General features: G+C 63.5%; 17 protein-coding genes. 4 read left to right on the top strand and 13 right to left on the bottom strand.

Features of this window, described 5'->3' with window-relative positions; genetic code table 11:
• Positions 1-6 precede the first annotated feature (6 nt).
• The gene (locus KHO53_RS11510) at positions 7-756 is read left to right on the top strand and encodes a DUF2059 domain-containing protein (protein ID WP_010222119.1); all 750 of its coding nucleotides are present in this window, start codon (positions 7-9) and stop codon (positions 754-756) included.
• Here the strand turns inward: KHO53_RS11510 and bipL are convergent, their stop codons facing one another.
• Positions 757-1,698 carry a phospholipase BipL gene (bipL, locus tag KHO53_RS11505; protein ID WP_100782595.1) on the bottom strand — a complete coding sequence of 314 codons (942 nt, stop codon included), beginning with the start codon at positions 1,696-1,698 and terminating at the stop codon, positions 757-759.
• 98 nt (positions 1,699-1,796) lie between these two features.
• Between bipL and KHO53_RS11500 the strand changes: the two genes are divergently transcribed.
• Entirely contained in the window at positions 1,797-2,366 is a 570-nt protein-coding gene (locus KHO53_RS11500; RefSeq protein WP_010222116.1) for a DUF6436 domain-containing protein, read from the top strand.
• On the opposite strand, the gene KHO53_RS11495 is transcribed toward KHO53_RS11500, so the two are convergent.
• Positions 2,363-2,911: a sugar O-acetyltransferase gene (locus KHO53_RS11495; protein ID WP_010222115.1), complete on the bottom strand. Its 549-nt coding sequence runs from the start codon at positions 2,909-2,911 to the stop codon at positions 2,363-2,365. The genes KHO53_RS11500 and KHO53_RS11495 overlap by 4 nt on opposite strands.
• A gap of 84 nt (positions 2,912-2,995) precedes the next feature.
• Between KHO53_RS11495 and KHO53_RS11490 the strand changes: the two genes are divergently transcribed.
• The gene (locus KHO53_RS11490; protein ID WP_213570314.1) at positions 2,996-5,365 is read left to right on the top strand and encodes a penicillin acylase family protein; all 2,370 of its coding nucleotides are present in this window, start codon (positions 2,996-2,998) and stop codon (positions 5,363-5,365) included.
• A 113-nt stretch (positions 5,366-5,478) separates the two neighbouring features.
• Here KHO53_RS11490 and KHO53_RS11485 read toward each other — a convergent pair whose 3' ends face one another.
• From KHO53_RS11485 to KHO53_RS11435, 11 genes are all read right to left on the bottom strand, one after another.
• Complete coding sequence (locus tag KHO53_RS11485) at positions 5,479-6,357, bottom strand: transporter substrate-binding domain-containing protein (RefSeq protein WP_010222113.1); 879 nt, start codon at positions 6,355-6,357, stop codon at positions 5,479-5,481.
• Entirely contained in the window at positions 6,354-7,127 is a 774-nt protein-coding gene (locus tag KHO53_RS11480; RefSeq protein ID WP_100782593.1) for an amino acid ABC transporter ATP-binding protein, read from the bottom strand. The genes KHO53_RS11485 and KHO53_RS11480 overlap by 4 nt, the downstream gene beginning before the upstream one ends.
• A complete protein-coding gene (locus KHO53_RS11475) occupies positions 7,124-7,783 on the bottom strand; it encodes an amino acid ABC transporter permease (protein ID WP_010222111.1) in 660 nt (219 codons plus the stop codon). Before KHO53_RS11475 ends, KHO53_RS11480 begins: the two co-directional genes overlap by 4 nt.
• Entirely contained in the window at positions 7,764-8,429 is a 666-nt protein-coding gene (locus tag KHO53_RS11470; RefSeq protein ID WP_010222110.1) for an amino acid ABC transporter permease, read from the bottom strand. The genes KHO53_RS11475 and KHO53_RS11470 overlap by 20 nt, the downstream gene beginning before the upstream one ends.
• Before the next feature lie 429 nt (positions 8,430-8,858).
• Positions 8,859-9,644 (bottom strand): MetQ/NlpA family ABC transporter substrate-binding protein, encoded by a 786-nt coding sequence (locus KHO53_RS11465; protein ID WP_010222109.1) that lies wholly within the window; start codon positions 9,642-9,644, stop codon positions 8,859-8,861.
• 176 nt (positions 9,645-9,820) lie between these two features.
• Complete coding sequence (locus tag KHO53_RS11460) at positions 9,821-10,762, bottom strand: sigma 54-interacting transcriptional regulator (protein ID WP_036995359.1); 942 nt, start codon at positions 10,760-10,762, stop codon at positions 9,821-9,823.
• A 69-nt stretch (positions 10,763-10,831) separates the two neighbouring features.
• Entirely contained in the window at positions 10,832-11,413 is a 582-nt protein-coding gene (locus KHO53_RS11455; RefSeq protein ID WP_010222107.1) for an alpha/beta hydrolase, read from the bottom strand.
• A 210-nt stretch (positions 11,414-11,623) separates the two neighbouring features.
• Positions 11,624-12,025: an ExbD/TolR family protein gene (locus tag KHO53_RS11450; RefSeq protein WP_010222106.1), complete on the bottom strand. Its 402-nt coding sequence runs from the start codon at positions 12,023-12,025 to the stop codon at positions 11,624-11,626.
• A 1-nt stretch (position 12,026) separates the two neighbouring features.
• Positions 12,027-12,755 (bottom strand): MotA/TolQ/ExbB proton channel family protein, encoded by a 729-nt coding sequence (locus tag KHO53_RS11445; RefSeq protein WP_010222105.1) that lies wholly within the window; start codon positions 12,753-12,755, stop codon positions 12,027-12,029.
• 28 nt (positions 12,756-12,783) lie between these two features.
• Positions 12,784-13,584, bottom strand: coding sequence for an energy transducer TonB (locus KHO53_RS11440; RefSeq protein ID WP_213570313.1), 801 nt, complete (start codon positions 13,582-13,584; stop codon positions 12,784-12,786).
• A gap of 247 nt (positions 13,585-13,831) precedes the next feature.
• On the bottom strand, positions 13,832-16,174 hold the full coding sequence (locus KHO53_RS11435; protein ID WP_213570312.1) for a TonB-dependent receptor: 2,343 nt from the start codon (positions 16,172-16,174) through the stop codon (positions 13,832-13,834).
• Between the two features lie 144 nt (positions 16,175-16,318).
• On the opposite strand from KHO53_RS11435, the gene KHO53_RS11430 reads away from it, so the two are divergent.
• On the top strand, positions 16,319-17,269 hold the full coding sequence (locus tag KHO53_RS11430; protein WP_213570311.1) for a LysR family transcriptional regulator: 951 nt from the start codon (positions 16,319-16,321) through the stop codon (positions 17,267-17,269).
• Positions 17,270-17,290 lie beyond the last annotated feature (21 nt).

Raw genomic sequence — 17,290 nt, 5'->3', positions numbered from 1 at the left:
TCCTGAATGCGCCGTTTGTTTTTACTGCTGATGATGATCTGCACCACGCCTGTCTGGGCAGACAGCCTCGACCAACTCTACAAGGTCGCCGGCTGGCCCGAGCAGCGCGCCCACTTTACCGATGCCCTCGATGCCGCCCAGCAGCGCTATCGCAGCAGCCTGCCGCCTGCGGTTTACCAGGCGCTGGTCAACAACAGCAATCAGCGCTTCCAGGCCCAGGCCGTGGACAAACGCGCTGAAGCCCAGTTGCGCGCCAACCTCAGCGACCCTGCCCCGGCCCTGGCCTTTTTCCAGTCGCCGCTGGGGCGCAAGATCGTCGCCGCCGAACTGCTTGCCACCCGTCGCGATCAGTTGGCCAAGAACGCCAAGGGCTTGCCCAAGGTCCAGGCCAGCGACAACCGTCTGCTGATCATCGGCCACCTGGCCCAGGCCCTGCCTGCCCGTGAAGCCGGCGCCGAAGTGAGCCTGGCAATCGCCGGGGTCGCCGCCGACAGCCTTAGCCAGATGATCCCCGGCCTGCTCGGTGGCGGCCAGGCCCAGGGCCTGCTCGACGGCCAGCGCCAGCGCCTGATGGAGCAGATCGGCAGCGAGCTGAACAACACCCTGCTGTACGTCTACCGCGACCTGTCCGATGCCGAGCTGGAAGCGTTCGCCACCTTTGCCGAGTCAGCCGAGGGCAAGGCTTACTACAAGGCAGCCCTGGCGGCGATTCGCGCCGGCCTTGCGGTTGGCCAGGACACCTCGCAACTGCAGTGATCAGCCCAGGCGCTGGTCGATGAAATCAAAGTAGCGCGCGCGGATCGCTGGCAGTTCGTTGGCCAGGTGATGCCGCGCTTCGGGAATCATCAGGATCCGCGGCGCGGCGAATTTCTCCCCCAGCACCTTGAGGTTGTACGGCCAGTCGACGGTCATGTCCGACTCGCCCTGGATGATCAGCGGCTGGCGCGGGCTGACCGGCGCCGCTTCAATGCGCTTGACCCAATCGAGCAACGCCCCCACCCAGGCCGTCGGCAAGCACCGTGGTTGCAACGGGTCGGCCAGCAGGAACGGCAGGAAGGTCGGGTCGTTGCTGTTCTCGCTGAAGCGCCGCTCGATGCCGTTGACGAAAGGCCTGAGCACCCGGTAGCTGAACTTCGACCAGCGCCACGCACGTGGCCGTACCAGCGGCGCGAGCAGGATCACCTCGCCCTGGGCCGGGCTCTCGGCACCGCGATGCAGCAGGTGGTCGACGACGATCGCGCCGCCGGTGCTCTGCCCAAACAGATGCCAGGGCTGCGGCAGGTTCAAGCCGCGCGCCTGCTCGAACAGCGCTTGCAGCACCTGCTGATAGGCACTGAAATCATCGATGCTGGCCCGCTCGCCACTGGACAGCCCGTGCCCCGGCAGGTCGCAGGAGATCACCGCATACTGCTGATCCAGCGCCCAATCGATGACATGCCGGTACAGGCCCATGTGGTCATAAAAGCCGTGCAGCAAAATCAGGGTCGCCACTGGCGCTGCCGGCAGCCACACCTGGCCGACCACCTCGAAACCGGCGACGTCGAAGCGTCCCAGCCAGATCTGCGGCACGGCGTCACGAGCGGGCAGGTCCAAGCCATAAAAGCGCTGATAGGCCTGGGCCTGCGTCGACAGTGGCTGCCGCGCCGCCAGGGAAGACAGGCTGGCACGTAGGGAGTCGGGCTGAAATGACGCGGGCATAAAAGATTTCCAGACGCAAAAGCGGGTTATTGACCTGTGATATTCATCTGTCGCCGCCAGCATGGCAAGCTAGGCGACTTTTTTCGGACATTGCCCACATGCCCCGCTCGCCCGCCAAAACCCTGCTTGGCCTGTTACTCGTCGCGCTCTGCGGCGCTGGCCTGTGGTGGGCCTACGACAGCTTCCAGAGCCGCTACCTGCGCACCTTCGACAACCAGACCGCGCTGTTTTCCGGCGACCGCCTGCAACTGCCGACGAGCCTTGCCGGCCCCGGGCCGATCCGCCTGGTGCACTTCTGGGACCCGGCCTGCCCGTGCAACGTCGGCAACCAACAGCACCTGGCTGAATTGATCGAGCACTTCGGCCCCCAGGGCGTCGAGTTCTATGTGGTGCAAAAACCCGGGACCCGCGGCCAACTGCCCGCCACCCTGAGCGCGCTCAAACCGCTGAGCGCGCTGCCCGGCGCCGAACACCTGCCGGCCACCCCGGGCGTGGCGATCTGGGACCGCAACGGCCAGTTGGCCTACTTCGGCCCTTACAGCGAAGGCGCGACCTGCAACTCAAGCAACAGCTTCATCGAACCGATCCTGCTGGCCCTGAGCCAGGGCCGGGCAGTCAACGCCACCCACACCATGGCGGTAGGCTGCTACTGCCCCTGGCAGCCCTAGCGCACTCGCGCAGGATTGCCCACCACGGTGGCGCCAGCCGGTACATCGCGAGTCACCACACTACCGGCACCGATCACGGCGTTATCACCCACCGTCACCCCCGGCAGAATGATCGCGCCGCCGCCGATCCAGACGTTGTTGCCGATCTTCACCGGCCGCCCGCTTTCCAGGCCGCTGCGGCGCAGCTCCGGGTCCAGCGGGTGGTCGGCGGTGTAGATCTGCACTGCCGGGCCGATCTGGCAGTCATCGCCGATGCTCACCGGGGTGACGTCGAGGATCACGCAGTTGAAGTTCATGAACACGTTGGCGCCCACGCTGATGTTGTAGCCGTAGTCGCAGTAGAACGGCGGGCGAATCACCGCCCCGTCGCCGACCTCGCCGAAATGCTCGACCAGCAGGCCGTGGCGCTGCTCATTAAGCAGCTCGGCGCTGTTGTTGTAACGCTGCATCCAGTGCTTGTTGGCAATCTGCTCGGCCTGCAGCTGCGGGCAACTGGCGTGATAGAGCTGGCCGCTGAGCATCTTCTGCTTTTCACTGAGATTCATCAGTCCCTCCTGTGGGGCTATCCTCTGTCCGATTTTACCGCGATGATCGGAGCACAAGATCCGCTAAAAGCACAAGGAGTCACGATGAAGCGCAGCCTGACCTTCCTCGCCGTGGTCATTGCCGCGGCCGCTGGCGGCGGTTACTGGTACGTGCACGACAAGCTGCCGCAACGCCAGGGCGAGGTCATCCTGAGCCATCTGCAAGCGCCGGTCAGCGTGCGCTATGACACCCGCGGCGTGCCGCATATCCAGGCGCAGAACGAGGCCGACCTGTACCGCGCCCTGGGCTATGTGCACGCCCAGGATCGCCTGTTCCAGATGGAGGTCATCCGCCGCCTGGCGCGGGGCGAGCTGGCCGAGATCCTCGGCAGCAAGCTGGTGGGTACCGACGCCCTGTTCCGCAGCCTGCGCATTCGCGAGCAGGCCGAGCTGTATGTCGAGCGCCAGGACAAGCACTCGCCGGCCTGGCTTGCCCTGCAAGCCTACCTGGAGGGCGTCAATGCCTGGCAGGACAGCCATCCCAAGCCGATGGAGTTCGACGTGCTGGGCATCAAACCGCGCCCCTTCACCGCGCAGGACACCCTGAGCATCGCCGGCTACATGGCCTACAGCTTTGCCGCGGCGTTTCGCACGGAACCTGCACTGACCTACATCCGTGACCAGTTGGGTGCCGAGTACCTGAAGATCTTCGACCTGGACTGGAACCCGCAAGGTGCCCTGGCCAGCAAGCCAGCCCTGGCCGCCAACGACTGGCAGAGCCTGCAACAGCTGGCGCAACGCAGCCAGCAAGCCCTGAGCGAGGCCGGCATTCCCCAGTACGAAGGCAGCAACGCCTGGGCGCTTTCCGGCAGCCGCACCCGCAGTGGCAAGCCGCTGCTGGCCGGCGATCCGCATATCAGCTTTGCCGTGCCGTCGGTGTGGTACGAGGCGGAACTGAGCGCGCCCGGCTTCAACCTCTATGGCTATCACCAGGCCCTGAACCCCTTCGCATCGCTGGGCCACAACCGCGACTTCGGCTGGAGCCTGACCATGTTCCAGAACGATGACGTCGACCTGATCGCCGAACAGGTCAACCCCGACAACCCCGAACAGGTGAAGATCAACGGCCAGTGGCAGACCCTGACCCAGACCCAGGCACAGATCGCGGTGAAGAACGAGGCGCCGGTGAACATCACCCTGCGCCGTTCGCCCCACGGGCCGATCGTTAACTCGGTGCTGGGCGATACCGCGGGGCCGACGCCGATTGCCGTGTGGTGGGCGTTCCTGGAAACCGAGAACCCGATCCTCGAGGGTTTCTACCAGGTCAACCGCGCCGACACCCTGGCCAAGATGCGCGCTGCGGCGGCAAAAATTCAGGCGCCCGGGCTCAACCTGGTCTGGGCCAATGCCCGTGGCGATATCGGCTGGTGGGCGGCGGCGCAATTGCCGATTCGCCCCGCCGGCGTCAACCCGGGCTTCATCCTCGACGGCAGCACGCCCCAGGCCGACAAGCTCGGTTTCTACCCCTTCAGCGCCAACCCGCAGGCGGAGAACCCGGCCAGCGGCTACATCGTTTCGGCCAACTTCCAGCCGCCGGCAAACATGCCGATTGCGGGCTATTACAACCTGGCCGACCGGGGCCAGCGCCTGAACCAACAGCTGGCCGATCCGCAGACCAAATGGGACCAGCAGAACAGCCAGGCGCTGCAACTGGACACCATCACCGACTACGGCCCGCGCACCCTGGCGCCGCTGCTGGCGGTGCTGCGGGAAGTGGCCGAGGGCGATCAGGAGAAGGAGCTGGTCGAGCAACTGGCAGCGTGGAACGGCGACTACCCGGTGGACTCGGTCAGCGCCACGCTGTTCAACCAATTCCTCTACGACCTGGCCTACGCGGCGCTGCATGACGAGCTGGGCGATACCTGGTTCCGGACATTGATCAGCACCCGCGCCATCGATGCCGCGTTGCCACGCCTGGCGGCCGACGCCGCTTCCCCCTGGTGGGGTAGACAGGGCAGCAGCGAGCACGGTGACCGCCAGGCGGCGGTGAAGCAGGCCTGGGGCAAAACGCTGGCGCACCTGCGCGCGACCCTTGGCAATGACCCGGAGGGCTGGCAATGGGGCAAGGCCCACACCCTGACCCACAATCATCCATTAGGGCTGCAGAAGCCGTTGAACCTGTTGTTCAATGTCGGGCCGTTTGCCGCGCCGGGTACTCATGAGGTGCCGAACAACTTGTCGGCGAAGATCGGCCCGGCACCGTGGCCGGTGACCTATGGGCCGTCGACCCGGCGGCTGATCGATTTTGCCGATGCCGGGCAAGCACTGACCATCAACCCGGTAGGGCAAAGCGGAGTATTGTTCGACAAGCACTATGGCGACCAGGCCAAGGACTATATCGAGGGCCGGTATCACAAGGCGCAGATGGGGGTGATTCCCGCGCAGAGCACCTTGAAGCTGGAGCCCCGGAATTAGCAAGGCTGCGCCTTGCATCGCTGGCAACGCCAGCTCCCACAGGTCCGGTGGACACACGTTCATTGTGGGAGCCGGCCTTGCCGGCGATGGGCTGCGCCAGCAGCCCCAAATGGTCAGCCCTGCCAGTTACCCCCTTCGACAATCACGCTCTCAGGCTTGGTGTCATCGCTGAGCTCCTTGCGCACATACTGGTCATACAGTTTGAGCAGGTACTTTTGCTCACCCAGGCGCGCCAGTTCGGCGTTGACCCAATCACGCAGCTCGATGTTGCCCTTCTTCACCGCCGGTGCAATCGGTGCTTCCTCGCCGAGTTTTTCTTCCAGCACGCGATAGCCCGGGTTCTGCTTCGACCAACTGAACAGGATCAGGTTGTCCTGGGCGTAGGCATCACCACGACCACTGGCCAGGGCCTGCAGCGACTCGGTGTTCTTCTCGAACTTGAGCAGCTTCCAGTCCGGGTGGTTCTTGGTCAGCCAGATATCGGCGGTGGTGCCGGTGGTGACGATGGTGGTCTTGTCGGCCAGGTCATCGAGCTTCTTCACGCTGCTGCCTTCCGGTACCAGGGCCTGCACGGCAACGCGCAGGTTGGGGTTGGTGAACTCCACCGCGTCCTTGCGTTCCGGGGTGACGGTCATGTTGGCCAGGATCAGGTCGACCTTGTCGCTCTGCAGGAACGGAATCCGGCTGGCTGGCTCCACGGCAACGAACTCCACCTTGTTCTCGTCGCCGAGCAGATCCTTGGCAAACTGGCGGCCGATGTCGGTATCAAAACCGACATAGCGCCCGGCCTCATCGACAAAGCCGAACGGCGGCTTGTCGGTGAATACGCCGACGATCAGCTTGTCGCGGGCCTTGATGGTTTCCAGGTAGCTGGTGGCCGGGGCGGCGCCACCGGCGGCCGGTTTGCCCGGTTCTTCAGCCTTGTTGCAACCGGCCAGCAAGGCCAGGCCGAGTACCGACAACAGCAGTTTCGAAGTCTTGGCAGTTTTCATGACAGTTCCTTTGCGGGAGTTTTGGGCAGGCTTTCAACAAAGGAGAATTTCTCCAGAAACTGCTGCGCGCGTGCGCTCTGCGGGTTCGTAAAGAAGCTCTCGGGGTCGCGTTGTTCAAGGATCCTGCCGGCCTCCATGAACACGATACGGTCGGCCACCGCACGAGCGAAGGCCATTTCATGGGTAACGATGAGCAGGGTCATGCCGCCCTGGGCCAGGCCCTGAATCACCTGCAGCACTTCCTTGACCATTTCCGGGTCGAGCGCGGCGGTGACTTCGTCGAACAGCATCACTTGCGGGTTCATGCACAGCGAACGAACGATGGCGATGCGTTGCTGCTGGCCACCGGAAAGCTGGCGCGGGAAGGCGTCGCGCTTGTCCAGCAAGCCGACCCTGGCCAGCAGGGCTTCAGCGTGGGCCTGGGCTTCTCGGCGCTCGCGCTTTTGCACCTTGAGCGGGCCAAGCAGCAGGTTGTCGATCACGCTCATATGGCCGAACAGGTGATAACTCTGAAACACCATGCCGACCTGCTGGCGTACCTGGCGCCAGTCGGTGCCGGCCCCCAGCAATTCTTTACCGGCCAGGCGCAGGCTGCCGCTGTGGGCCGTTTCCAGGCCATTGAGGCAACGCAGCAGGGTGCTCTTGCCGCAGCCGCTGGGGCCGAGGATCACCACCACTTCGCCGCTGCGTACCTGCAGGTCGATGTGGTCGAGCACCTGCTGTGCGCCGAAGAATTTGTTGAAGCCCTTGAACTCGATCAGTGCGCTCATGCGTGTGTCCAGCGGCGCTCCAGCGCGCGCGAGGCGGCTGACAGCGGGTAGCAGATAAAGAAGAAAAACAGGAACAGTACGCCGTAGATCAGCACCGACTCGTAGGTGCGCTCGATGATCTGCTGGCCGACCTTGATCACGTCGACCACGCCGATCAGCACCGCCAGCGAACTGGTCTTGATGATTCGCGTGTAGATGTTGATGGTCGGCGGGGTCATGCGCTTGAGCGCCTGGGGCAGCAATACGTAGCCATACAGTTGCAACCCGGAAAGGCCAATCGACAGGCCCGCTTCGCGCTGCCCGCGTGGCAACGACTGCAGCGCGCCACGCACCACTTCGCCCACTTCGCTGGCGCCCCACAACGACAGCACCAGCACCGCACACCAGAAGCTCGGAATACTCAAGGCAAAGAAAATCGGCAGGCCGAAAAACAGCAGGTACAGCCAGACCAGCACCGGGATCGCCCGGAACAGCTCCAGGTAGATGCGCAGCAGCACATTCACACTGCGTTTGCCCAGGGTCGCCAACACGCCGTAGAGCACGCCGCCGAGAGTGGCGAAGAGGATGCTCAGCGCCGAAATTGCCAGGGTTTGCGCGGCCCCCTTGCCCAGTTGCGGCAAGGACACCAGCAACAACTCAAGACCCGAACTGGCCATGCTGCAGCCTCCGTTCCAGGCGGCTAAGCAGCAGCGACAATGGCAGGAACAGCAGCACGCAGATCAGCGTCAGCACCGCAAGCATCTCGTAGGTCTTGTAGTACAGGGCGATATAGCTCTTGGTGGTGTAGAGAATCTCCGGCACCGCCACCGCCGACACCACGGTGGTTTCCTTGAGCAAAAAGATGAAATTGGCGAACAGCGCCGGCAGGCTGAGGATCCCCGCCTGGGGCAGGATCACATGGCGCAGCAACTGGCCTTCCGACAGGCCGATGGAGCGCCCCGACTCCAGTTGCGCCACCGGCACCGCCTCGACGCCTGCGCGCAGCACCTCGGTCAGGTAGGCGCCGCCGAGGAAGGTCATGGTGATGAGCGCCGCAGCAAAACCAGAAATCTTCAAGCCCAGTTCCGGCAAGGCGAAGTAGACGAAGAAGAGCTGGATCAGCAGCGGCGTGTTGCGCGCCAGCTCCACATAGAGCTTTACCAGGCGCTGCAGGTACGGCGTGCGGTAAACCAGGATCGCCGCGTTGACCAGCGCCACCAGCAGCGAAGTGCCGATGGCGATCAGGCCGACTTGCAGGGTGACGCCCACCGCCTTGAGAAACGCTGGCAATGTGCTAAGGATAAAAGCGAAGTCGAAGCTCATGGAGTAAGCCTCGGCAGACAGTGACGATGCGTCATGGACAGGATCTCGGACCGGCCCGAGGGTAAACGGGCGGCTCTAAACAGGGGTTGTCAGTGCGGGTAAGCACAATAGGTAGACTCTAAAGGTATAAAAATATTTATTTAAATACCTTTATTGCATATTGATATCACCCAAACAGCTAACCTGCGAAATCCTTGGCGGTGGCGGGATCTTTTCGCTGCAAATGCTATCCAAGCGCTGTCACTTCCCTCCCTTTCAAGGAAGACAACAACAATGAACAGCCAAGCGAACCACGATCCCCAAGACCTGTTGAAGCTGCTCAGCGCCTTGTTGCGCGCGGTGCAAACCCGCAACTGAGGCACACACGAAAACGCCGACGCAGCAGAGCCGGCGTCGGCGTTATCAGGGTAGTGAAGGTGCTGCCGCGGATCAGAACGCCGGCAGTACCGCGCCGCTGTATTTCTTCTCGATGAAGGTCTTCACTTCAGGGCTGGTCAGGGCCTTGGCCAGCTTCTGGATGGCGGCGCTGTCCTTGTTGTCCGGACGGGCGACCAGGAAGTTCACGTACGGCGAGTCGGCACCTTCGATCACCAGGGCGTCCTTGGCCGGGTTCAGGCCGGCTTCCAGGGCGTAGTTGGTGTTGATCATGTCTAGGTCGACCTGATCCAGCACACGCGGCAGCATGGCCGACTCAAGCTCGCGGAATTTCAGTTTCTTCGGGTTCTGGGCAATGTCTTTCGGGGTCGCCAGGGCGTTCTTCGGGTCTTTCAGGGTGATCAGGCCAGCCTTCTGCAACAGCAGCAGGGCACGACCGCTGTTGCTGCCTTCGTTAGGGATGGCAACGGTAGCGCCGTCCTTCAGATCGCTCAGCTTGGTGACCTTCTTCGAGTAGCCGCCGAACGGTTCGACGTGCACGCCGATCACGGTTTCCAGGTGGGTGCCTTTGCCTTCGTTGAAGTTCTTCAGGTACGGCAGGGTCTGGAAGTAGTTGGCGTCCAGACGCTTCTGGTCGACCTGCACGTTAGGCTGCACATAGTCGGTGAAGACCTTGATCTCCAGGTCCACACCTTCCTTGGCCAGGGTCGGCTTGATCAGCTCGAGGATTTCCGCGTGCGGTACCGGGGTAGCGGCAACTACCAGCTTCTCGCCCGCCTGGGCAAAACCTGCAACCGACAGAGCGGCCGCCAGAGCAGTCAACAACAGAGCCTTTTTCATGCGCAGTCCTTATTCGAATACACGGCCATCGGGCGACGGCGAAGGTGAGGGTTGCCAGTACGTTGCTAGCTGGCTTGAGGCGGACAATACCTAGATTTTTTATGCCAGAACAATATCTTTTATTTCGCTGCTTATTCCATTTCTAACAGGCACCGTCATGCACCCCTTGCATGGGTTCAGGCGCCTGGTTGCGCCAGGCGCAACAGGGCCGCTTCCAGCAGTTGTTGCAGCGCACTGCGTTCACCCGGCTCGCCAAGGCTCAGCAACTGCTCCAGCTGGCGGGCCAGAGCGCTCAACGGTGTCGGCAGATTCAGGTGCTGGGGGAGAATTTCTTCACCGCTGCTGACCAGCAGGGCAAAGTGAATGACGTTCTCAAGTTCGCGGGTATTGCCCGGCCAGCTGTGCAACTCGAGCAGCCGCTGCGCCGCTTCGCTGATCAAGGGCACCGGCAGGTTCAGGCGCGGGCTGTAGATGCCGACGAAATACTCGGCCAGCGGCAGGATATCGCCGACCCGTTCGCGCAAAGCCGGCAGCTCCAGCTGGCCTTCGCGCAGGTAATGATAAAGGCGCTCATGAAACTTACCGGCACTCACCGCCTCCGCCAGGTCAATGCTCGACGCGGCGACCAGGCGCACGTCCACCGGGTTCGGTTGCTGGGCACCGACGCGGGTGACTTCGCGATTCTCCAGCGCCGAGAGCAGCTTGGTCTGGATCGGCAGCGGCAAGTCGGCGATTTCGTCCAGGTACAGGGTCCCGCCGTTGGCCGAACCAAACCAGCCCGCCCGACTGCTGGCCGCACCGCTGTGGGCACCGGCGCTGTAACCGAACAGCTCGGCGTCGGCATAGGTCGGGCTGATCGCCGCGCAATTGACCGAAACAAATAGCCCACCGCGATCACTGGCGCGATGAATCTGCCGGGCCAGTAGCTCCTTGCCGGTTCCGGTCTCGCCGCGGATCAGCACCGGCAGGGCCAAGGGCGCGAGCAGCTCGAGCTCCTCGCGCAGTTGCCGCGAGCGCGGGTCGACGAACACCAGCGCCTTGGCGCGAATGCTCAACGGGCTCTTGTCCAGTTCGGGAAACGTCAGCAAAGGCTGGCCGAAGGTGTCGTGATTACTCATGGCAAACTCCCGCCCTTGGCGCTTTCCGGCCGGGCGTTCGAATCAAGGCGAAGGGTCAGCGCCGGAAGGTCAGGCGCGGCGTAGGGCGTGCTGTTCCAAGCGGTTCTGCAGGCGATACAGGTAAGCGAAACCCTGCTCCCAGCGACGGTGCCCGGACTTGACGTTGATATGCCCGGCACCGGCCAGAAAGCCGGTCTCGGCGCCCCAGGCACGGGCCAGCTGCATGGCCCGCGGGGCGCTCACGGCCGGGTCGTTATCAGAGCTGACCACCTGGCTGGGAAATGGCAGCAGCAGTTGCGGAATCGGTGCGAAGTTACGCAGGGCTGGTGCACAGGTCGGGCGTTCGACGTCCGCCGGGGCCACCAGCAAGGCACCCCGTATGCGGCGCAACAGGGTCGCGCTGGCCTGCGCCGCCCAATGGGCAACAGTGATGCACCCCAGGCTGTGGGCGATAAGGATCACCGGCGATTCATCCGCGGCCACGGCATGCTCGAGTGCGGCCACCCAGTCCTCGCGCTGTGGGGTCAACCAGTCGGCTTGCTCGACCCGGGCGCTGTTGGGCAACACCTGCTGCCAGTGAGTTTGCCAATGATCGTCTGGCGAACCTTGCCAGCCCGGCACAATCAGGTAACGGATCGACTCGTTGCGCATGGGGCTCCTCCTGCTGCGTTTGCGTGCATGAGGCCAAGTATAGGGGGGTGGTTATATTCGTAAAGGAATAAGAAGCTATTTATTAATAACCAAATATCGAATCAGAACCGACCTCATTTCGGGGCAAGCCCGCTCCTACAGGGGCGATAAAAAAAGGGGCCACCCCCTGCCGAAGGACTGGCCCCTGAAGCATTGCCTGAGAGATGTTGCTCAGCGGGCGGTGATCACCGACAGCTTGGTGATACCCGCACGTTCGATCGAGGCCATGGCCCGCGCCACTTCCCCATAGTTCACGCCATCGTCGGCCTGCAGCTGCACGCGCAGCTCCGGGTCCTTGGCCTTGGCCGCCTGCAGGTTGGTTTCCAGCAGATCCGGCTGGATCTGGTCCTTGTTGATGAACAGCTTGCCGCCACCATCGATGCTGACCACCAGCGGGTCCTTCTGCTCCACCGGGGCCACGGCCTCGGTCTTGGGCAGGTTGATGGGGATGGCGTTGGTCAGCAGTGGCGCGGTGACGATGAACACCACCAGCAGCACCAGCATCACATCCACCAGCGGCGTTACGTTGATCTCGCTGAGTACTTCATCACTGTCCTGGGTCGAGAAGGCCATATCAGGATGCCTCCTTCACTTTCTGGGTGTTCTGGCCAGCGACGGCCTTGTAGGCGGTGGGGTGCACCAGCACCCGGAACGCGCTCTTCTGCGCCAGGCTATAGAAATCGTGGGCAAAGTCATCGAGGTCGGCGGCGGTCAGCTTCAGGCGGCGCAGGAAGTAGTTGTAGACCAGCACCGCCGGCACCGCGACAGCGATACCCACACCAGTGGCGACCAGCGCCGCACCGATCGGCCCGGCCACGGTTTCCAGGCTCGCCGAGCCTGCGGCGCTGATGCCCTTGAGGGCTTCCATGATCCCCCAGACGGTGCCGAACAGGCCGATGAAGGGCGAGGTGCTGCCGATACTGGCGACTACCGCCAGGCCGGTTTCCAGCGAACGGCGCTCCCGCACGATCTGCTGGCGCAGGGCACGTTCGAGGCGGTCCTGATGGTTGATCGCCTGGCTCAGGTCGCTGGCCTGCTGGCCGGGTTCACCGACGGCAATGGCGGCATAACCGGCCTGGGCGACACGGGCGGCGGCGCCCGGTTGCGCATGGCTGAGTTCGGCGGCTGAATCCAGGCTTGAGGCAGCCCAGAATTGTTTGTGGAAACGTTTGTCCTGATTCTTCAGGCGCACGAACTGCACGCCCTTGACCAGGGCCAGGCCCCAGGTGACGACGGAGAAGCCCACCAGCAGCCAGATCACCGCGCTTTCGATGGATTCGAGGGGGGATGCCAATACAGTCATGATCAATACTCTCTTCTGTTAGCGCGAATTAGCGGATCTTGAAGTCGATGGGTACGCTGACCCAGCCGTCCTGGGCCACGTCGCCCTGCTTGGCCGGGACGAAGCTCCAGCGCTTGACCGCCGCCAGGGCGGCGGCGTCGAGTTGCTGGCGGCCACTGCTTTTCTGAATCTGGATGTCTCCCGGCTTGCCGCTGGCCAGCACCTGTACCCGCAACAACACCGTGCCTTCCCAACCGCGCCGCTGGGCCAGCGACGGGTACTCCGGCGCCGGGTTCTTCAGGTACCCGGCGTTGGCCGAGGCCGGCGTCACCGGGGCTGGCGCCGCTGGTGCGGGAGGCGCTGGCGGTGCTGGCGGTTGTGGCGGCGCAGGCGGTTGCTCGACAGCCTTGGGCGCAGGTTTGGGTGCCGGTTTGGGCACAGGTTTAGGCTTGGGCTTGGGTACCGGTTTCGGTGCAGGCTTGGCGGCCAGTTCATCGACCACCGGTGGCGGCGGCTCGACCACTGCCGGCGGTGGCGGCGGTGGCGGCTCGACAGCCGGGGGCGCCGGTTGCGAAAACTCGATGGTCATCGGCGGAATTTGGGGCGGGACCACCGGCAACACCGGGGTCGGCGCCTGGCTGACCCAGTAGGCCACCGCTCCGTGCAAGGCCAGGGCAAACACCCCGAGCAGAATTTTCTCCCGACGGCTCAGCGAGCTTTTCGGCGTGCTTTGCAGGCGCAACTGCGCCAGCGGCAACCGCAGCGGGCGACCGAGGTCGACCAGCTCGCCGCTCGGCGTCTGGCGCCAAAGCACATCGTGAGCACTGGCGGCGGTCTGGACATTACCCATTGATCAACTCCTGGGACGTGAGTGCGTTTCGTCGAAGGCAGGTCAATTGCCTTCGCTGGGGTGGATCATCAACTTCTGCTGCTTATGTCTTAAAGTAATTTTTAAAGTTATGAATAGAACCAAAATACATATACAAAACGGCTGAACCGCTCTAAGCCGCGCCCTTCAAGGGCTGGCGCCAAGCGCCTGAAACGCCATGCCTGCAGTGCATGAAAAATATTCGGCAAAGGCATGGCAAAACGCCGTTTCAGAAGTCGTAGCGGCCGGTGACACCCAAGGTTCTCGGGGTGCCCAACAGGCCTTCATAGCCGCCGTTGGCCGCGCTCCAGAGGGTGGTGTAGTAGGTCTTGTCGAAGGCGTTCTTCAGCCACAGCGAGACATCCCACTGGCCCTGGCCAAGGTCGCCACGCAGGCCGGTGGACAGGTTGACCACGGCATAGCTGGGGATCTGCGCATAGTCCGAGTCCTCGACGGTGCCCACCGCCTTGGAGCGGAACGCGTAGCTGGCGGTGACATAAGGCTGCAGGCCGTTGTCCAGGTCCCACTGGTATTGGCCATTGGCGTTGGCGATCCATTTCGACGCGCCGACCACCTGGTGGCCGCTCAAGTCGCAAGCCGCAGGGGCTCCCGGTTGCAGCGCGACTTCTGGCGCGCACGGGGCGTCCTTGTAGGACAGGTACCGAACGTCGTTGTAGGAGCCGTTAAGGTTCAGGGTCAGGCCGCGCAGCGGGATCAGCGTGCTTTCCAACTCCACCCCGCGCGAACGCACGGAGCCGGCGTTGGTCAGGTACTGCACGCGGTTGGCGTCGTCGTAGGCGTTGGTCTGGTAGCCGTGCACTTCGGTCCAGAACAGGTTGGCGTTGAGCTGCAGGCGACGGTCCCACAGGGTGCTCTTCACGCCCAGCTCAGCATTGTTGGCGCGCTCGGTGCCAATCAACAGCGAGTCGGCGCCAGCCACCGGCGCCGTGCCCACCGCCAGGTTGACGCCACCGGACTTCTCGCCGTGAGACAAGGTGGCATAGCCGAGCAGGTCATCGGTGAAGCGATAACTCAGGTTGAGCAAGCCCGAAGGGCTGGTGCTGTACTGGTTGAGGTCGCCCGAATCATAGGCGCCAACCCGGCCCTGGCGCGCGGTTGCCGCAGCGCCTGCCACAGCGGCACCACCGACCGGCGCGGCACGATCGACCCAGGCGCTTTTCTCTTCGTAGGTGCCGCGTACCCCGGCGGTGAAGTCCAGGCGCTCGGTCAGGTGCCAGGTACCCTGGGCGAACAAGGCAAAGCTGTCGGTCTCGATATGGCCCTTGCCGACGCTGCTGACATTGGCCAGCGCACCGGCTGGCGTGCCATTCCAGACATCGGCCTGGGGCCCGTAATGAACAAAGGATTTGTTATCCAGATCCGAGCCGAAGTAATAGGCACCGATGACATAGTCAAAGAAGCCGCCGCTGGGTGAGGCCAGGCGCAACTCCTGCGAGTATTGCTTATCGCGCACCGACACCCCGGCGTTGTAGGCCGCCGGCACATTGAGGCCATCGTCGTTGCGCGGGGTGAAATCCCACCAGCGGTAGGAGCTCACCGAGGTCAGAGTGAAGTCGTTGGCCAGGGTCCAGTTGGCTTCCAGTGACGTGCCGCCCTGGAACACCGTGACCTGCTGATCGTCATCGAGGTTGACCTTGCGCTTGCTGCCGTCGACCAACGTCGCCCCAGCGGCCCGGGCCCGCGCTTCATAGCGGTTGACGCCATTGATGGTCGGCCCGGTGCTGTACAGCAGGCGGGTGCCGGCGCTGGAATCTTCTTCGTTGTAGTCGCCGATCCAGCGCAGGTTGAACTGCTCGTTGGGTTTGTACAGCAACTGCCCGCGAAAGCCCTGGCGCGAACCGCCGTTGAGGGTGTGGCCGTCGAACTCGTTCTTGATGTCGCCGTCGTTGCGCGTGCGGTAGGCCGAAATGCGCCCGGCCAGGGTCTCGCTCAAGGGCCCGGACAGGGTGCCCTTGGTCTGGAAGTAACCGTCCTCGCCCACCGAGGTTTCGATGCTGCGCTCGGGGGTGAAGCTTGGCGCGCGAGTGCTGATATTGATCACCCCGGCAGTGGTGTTCTTGCCGAACAGCGTGCCTTGCGGGCCACGCAGCACTTCCAGTTGCTCGATGTCCATGAGGTCAAACACCGCCATGCCCGGGCGGCCGAGGTAGACGTTGTCCAGGTACAGGCCGACGCTGCCTTCGAGGCCATCACTGGCCGGGTTGTTGCCAAGACCGCGAATCGACACGCTGGACTGGCGCGCATGCATGTAAGCGACGTTGACGCTGGGCACCAGTTGCTGCAGGTCCTGGATGCGATAGACCCGCTGGCTTTCCAGGGCCTGGCCGTCGAGCACGCTGATCGGCGTCGGCACGCTCTGCGCGCTCTCTTCGCGGCGCCGGGCGGTGACAGTGACGGTCTTGAGCTGACTGTCGCTGGCCTTGACCTCAGGCTTTGCCGATTCTGCGGCCTGGGCCGGCAACCAGTGGGCGCTACCAGCCAGCAGCAAGGCCAGGGGCAGGCGCTGGAGCCGCCGTGAAGACAAGGGTGCAGCGCGAAGGGTCGGGCTCATGGGCGGCTCCTGGCAAAGGAATTTATATTCCTTTTAGTTATTTATTTATGATTAGACATACATTTACTGCATAAGAGATTGCCTTTATAAGGAGTGCACCAGAGGCAGAGCAAATGCATTTGCCCGATACTTTTTATGTGAAAAATGCATATAGACCTGCGCCAACTCCGCCACCTGATCGCCCTCGCCGAGCACCGCAGCTTCGTCGCCGCGGCGACCGCGGTGAACCTCTCGCAATCGGCCTTCAGCCGTAGCATCCAGGCCCTGGAGCACAGTGCCGGCTGCCAGTTGGTGGACCGCTCGCACAAGGAGCTGCCGCCGACCAAGCAAGGCCTGGTGGTGCTCGAACACGCGCGGCGGCTGGTCGGTGGCGCGCGCCAGCTGAGCAACGAAATCAGCCAGTTCAATGGCCTGGAGGCGGGCGAGCTGCGTTTCGGCTGCGGCCCGGCGCCAGCAGCGGGCCTGGTACCGCGGGCGATTGGCGGCTTCATCGGCCGCTACCCCAAGGCACGGGTGCAGTTTCAGGTCGATGACTGGCAGAGCCTGAACAAGCGCCTGCTGGCCGAGGAATTCGAATTCTTCGTTGCCGACACCCGCCACTTCGAAGCCGATCCGCAGTACCAGACCCTGCGCTTGCGCCCACGGCGCTGGCACTTCTGCTGCCGAGCCGGGCATCCGCTGGCGGCGCTGCCCGGCGTCAGCGCCGAGCAGCTGTTGCAGTACCCACTGGCCGTCACCTTGCGTCCGCCAAACCTGCGCAAGGTGATCGCCGACCTGAGCGGTCGCCCGGATTTCGTCGCCAACGTCGAGTGCGAGAACAGTTACAGCCTGCTTGGCGTCGTGCTCAACTCCGATGCGATCGGCATCTGCGGTTCGTACAGCGACGCCCTGCACAACGCTAATGGCAAGCTGGTACGGCTGAACATCGACGGCCTGGGTGACAACTGCGAGGAGCTCTACACCCGCTATGGCATCGTCAGCCAGGCGCGCCTGCGCCTGTCGCCGCTGGCCGAGGCAATGATCGAGCAGATCATCCTCACCGATCAGGCCGACCGCGCCCTGGACACCTGCAGCCTGGAGCAGCTGGCGATCTGAGCCATTGCGCGGCACGCATCG

Origin of the sequence: Pseudomonas sp. RC2C2, assembly GCF_018390435.1 — a bacterium.
Lineage (GTDB): Bacteria > Pseudomonadota > Gammaproteobacteria > Pseudomonadales > Pseudomonadaceae > Aquipseudomonas > Aquipseudomonas donghuensis.
This window is presented reverse-complemented; position numbering and strand designations above follow the sequence as displayed.

Bases quoted from the DNA above. Each gene is read 5' to 3' on its own strand.
- KHO53_RS11510 (WP_010222119.1), top strand. From the start codon at position 7: ATGCGCCGTTTGTTTTTACTGCTGATGATGATCTGCACCACGCCTGTC.
- bipL (WP_100782595.1), bottom strand. From the start codon at position 1,698: ATGCCCGCGTCATTTCAGCCCGACTCCCTACGTGCCAGCCTGTCTTCC.
- KHO53_RS11500 (WP_010222116.1), top strand. From the start codon at position 1,797: ATGCCCCGCTCGCCCGCCAAAACCCTGCTTGGCCTGTTACTCGTCGCG.
- KHO53_RS11495 (WP_010222115.1), bottom strand. From the start codon at position 2,911: ATGAATCTCAGTGAAAAGCAGAAGATGCTCAGCGGCCAGCTCTATCAC.
- KHO53_RS11490 (WP_213570314.1), top strand. From the start codon at position 2,996: ATGAAGCGCAGCCTGACCTTCCTCGCCGTGGTCATTGCCGCGGCCGCT.
- KHO53_RS11485 (WP_010222113.1), bottom strand. From the start codon at position 6,357: ATGAAAACTGCCAAGACTTCGAAACTGCTGTTGTCGGTACTCGGCCTG.
- KHO53_RS11480 (WP_100782593.1), bottom strand. From the start codon at position 7,127: ATGAGCGCACTGATCGAGTTCAAGGGCTTCAACAAATTCTTCGGCGCA.
- KHO53_RS11475 (WP_010222111.1), bottom strand. From the start codon at position 7,783: ATGGCCAGTTCGGGTCTTGAGTTGTTGCTGGTGTCCTTGCCGCAACTG.
- KHO53_RS11470 (WP_010222110.1), bottom strand. From the start codon at position 8,429: ATGAGCTTCGACTTCGCTTTTATCCTTAGCACATTGCCAGCGTTTCTC.
- KHO53_RS11465 (WP_010222109.1), bottom strand. From the start codon at position 9,644: ATGAAAAAGGCTCTGTTGTTGACTGCTCTGGCGGCCGCTCTGTCGGTT.
- KHO53_RS11460 (WP_036995359.1), bottom strand. From the start codon at position 10,762: ATGAGTAATCACGACACCTTCGGCCAGCCTTTGCTGACGTTTCCCGAA.
- KHO53_RS11455 (WP_010222107.1), bottom strand. From the start codon at position 11,413: ATGCGCAACGAGTCGATCCGTTACCTGATTGTGCCGGGCTGGCAAGGT.
- KHO53_RS11450 (WP_010222106.1), bottom strand. From the start codon at position 12,025: ATGGCCTTCTCGACCCAGGACAGTGATGAAGTACTCAGCGAGATCAAC.
- KHO53_RS11445 (WP_010222105.1), bottom strand. From the start codon at position 12,755: ATGACTGTATTGGCATCCCCCCTCGAATCCATCGAAAGCGCGGTGATC.
- KHO53_RS11440 (WP_213570313.1), bottom strand. From the start codon at position 13,584: ATGGGTAATGTCCAGACCGCCGCCAGTGCTCACGATGTGCTTTGGCGC.
- KHO53_RS11435 (WP_213570312.1), bottom strand. From the start codon at position 16,174: ATGAGCCCGACCCTTCGCGCTGCACCCTTGTCTTCACGGCGGCTCCAG.
- KHO53_RS11430 (WP_213570311.1), top strand. From the start codon at position 16,319: ATGCATATAGACCTGCGCCAACTCCGCCACCTGATCGCCCTCGCCGAG.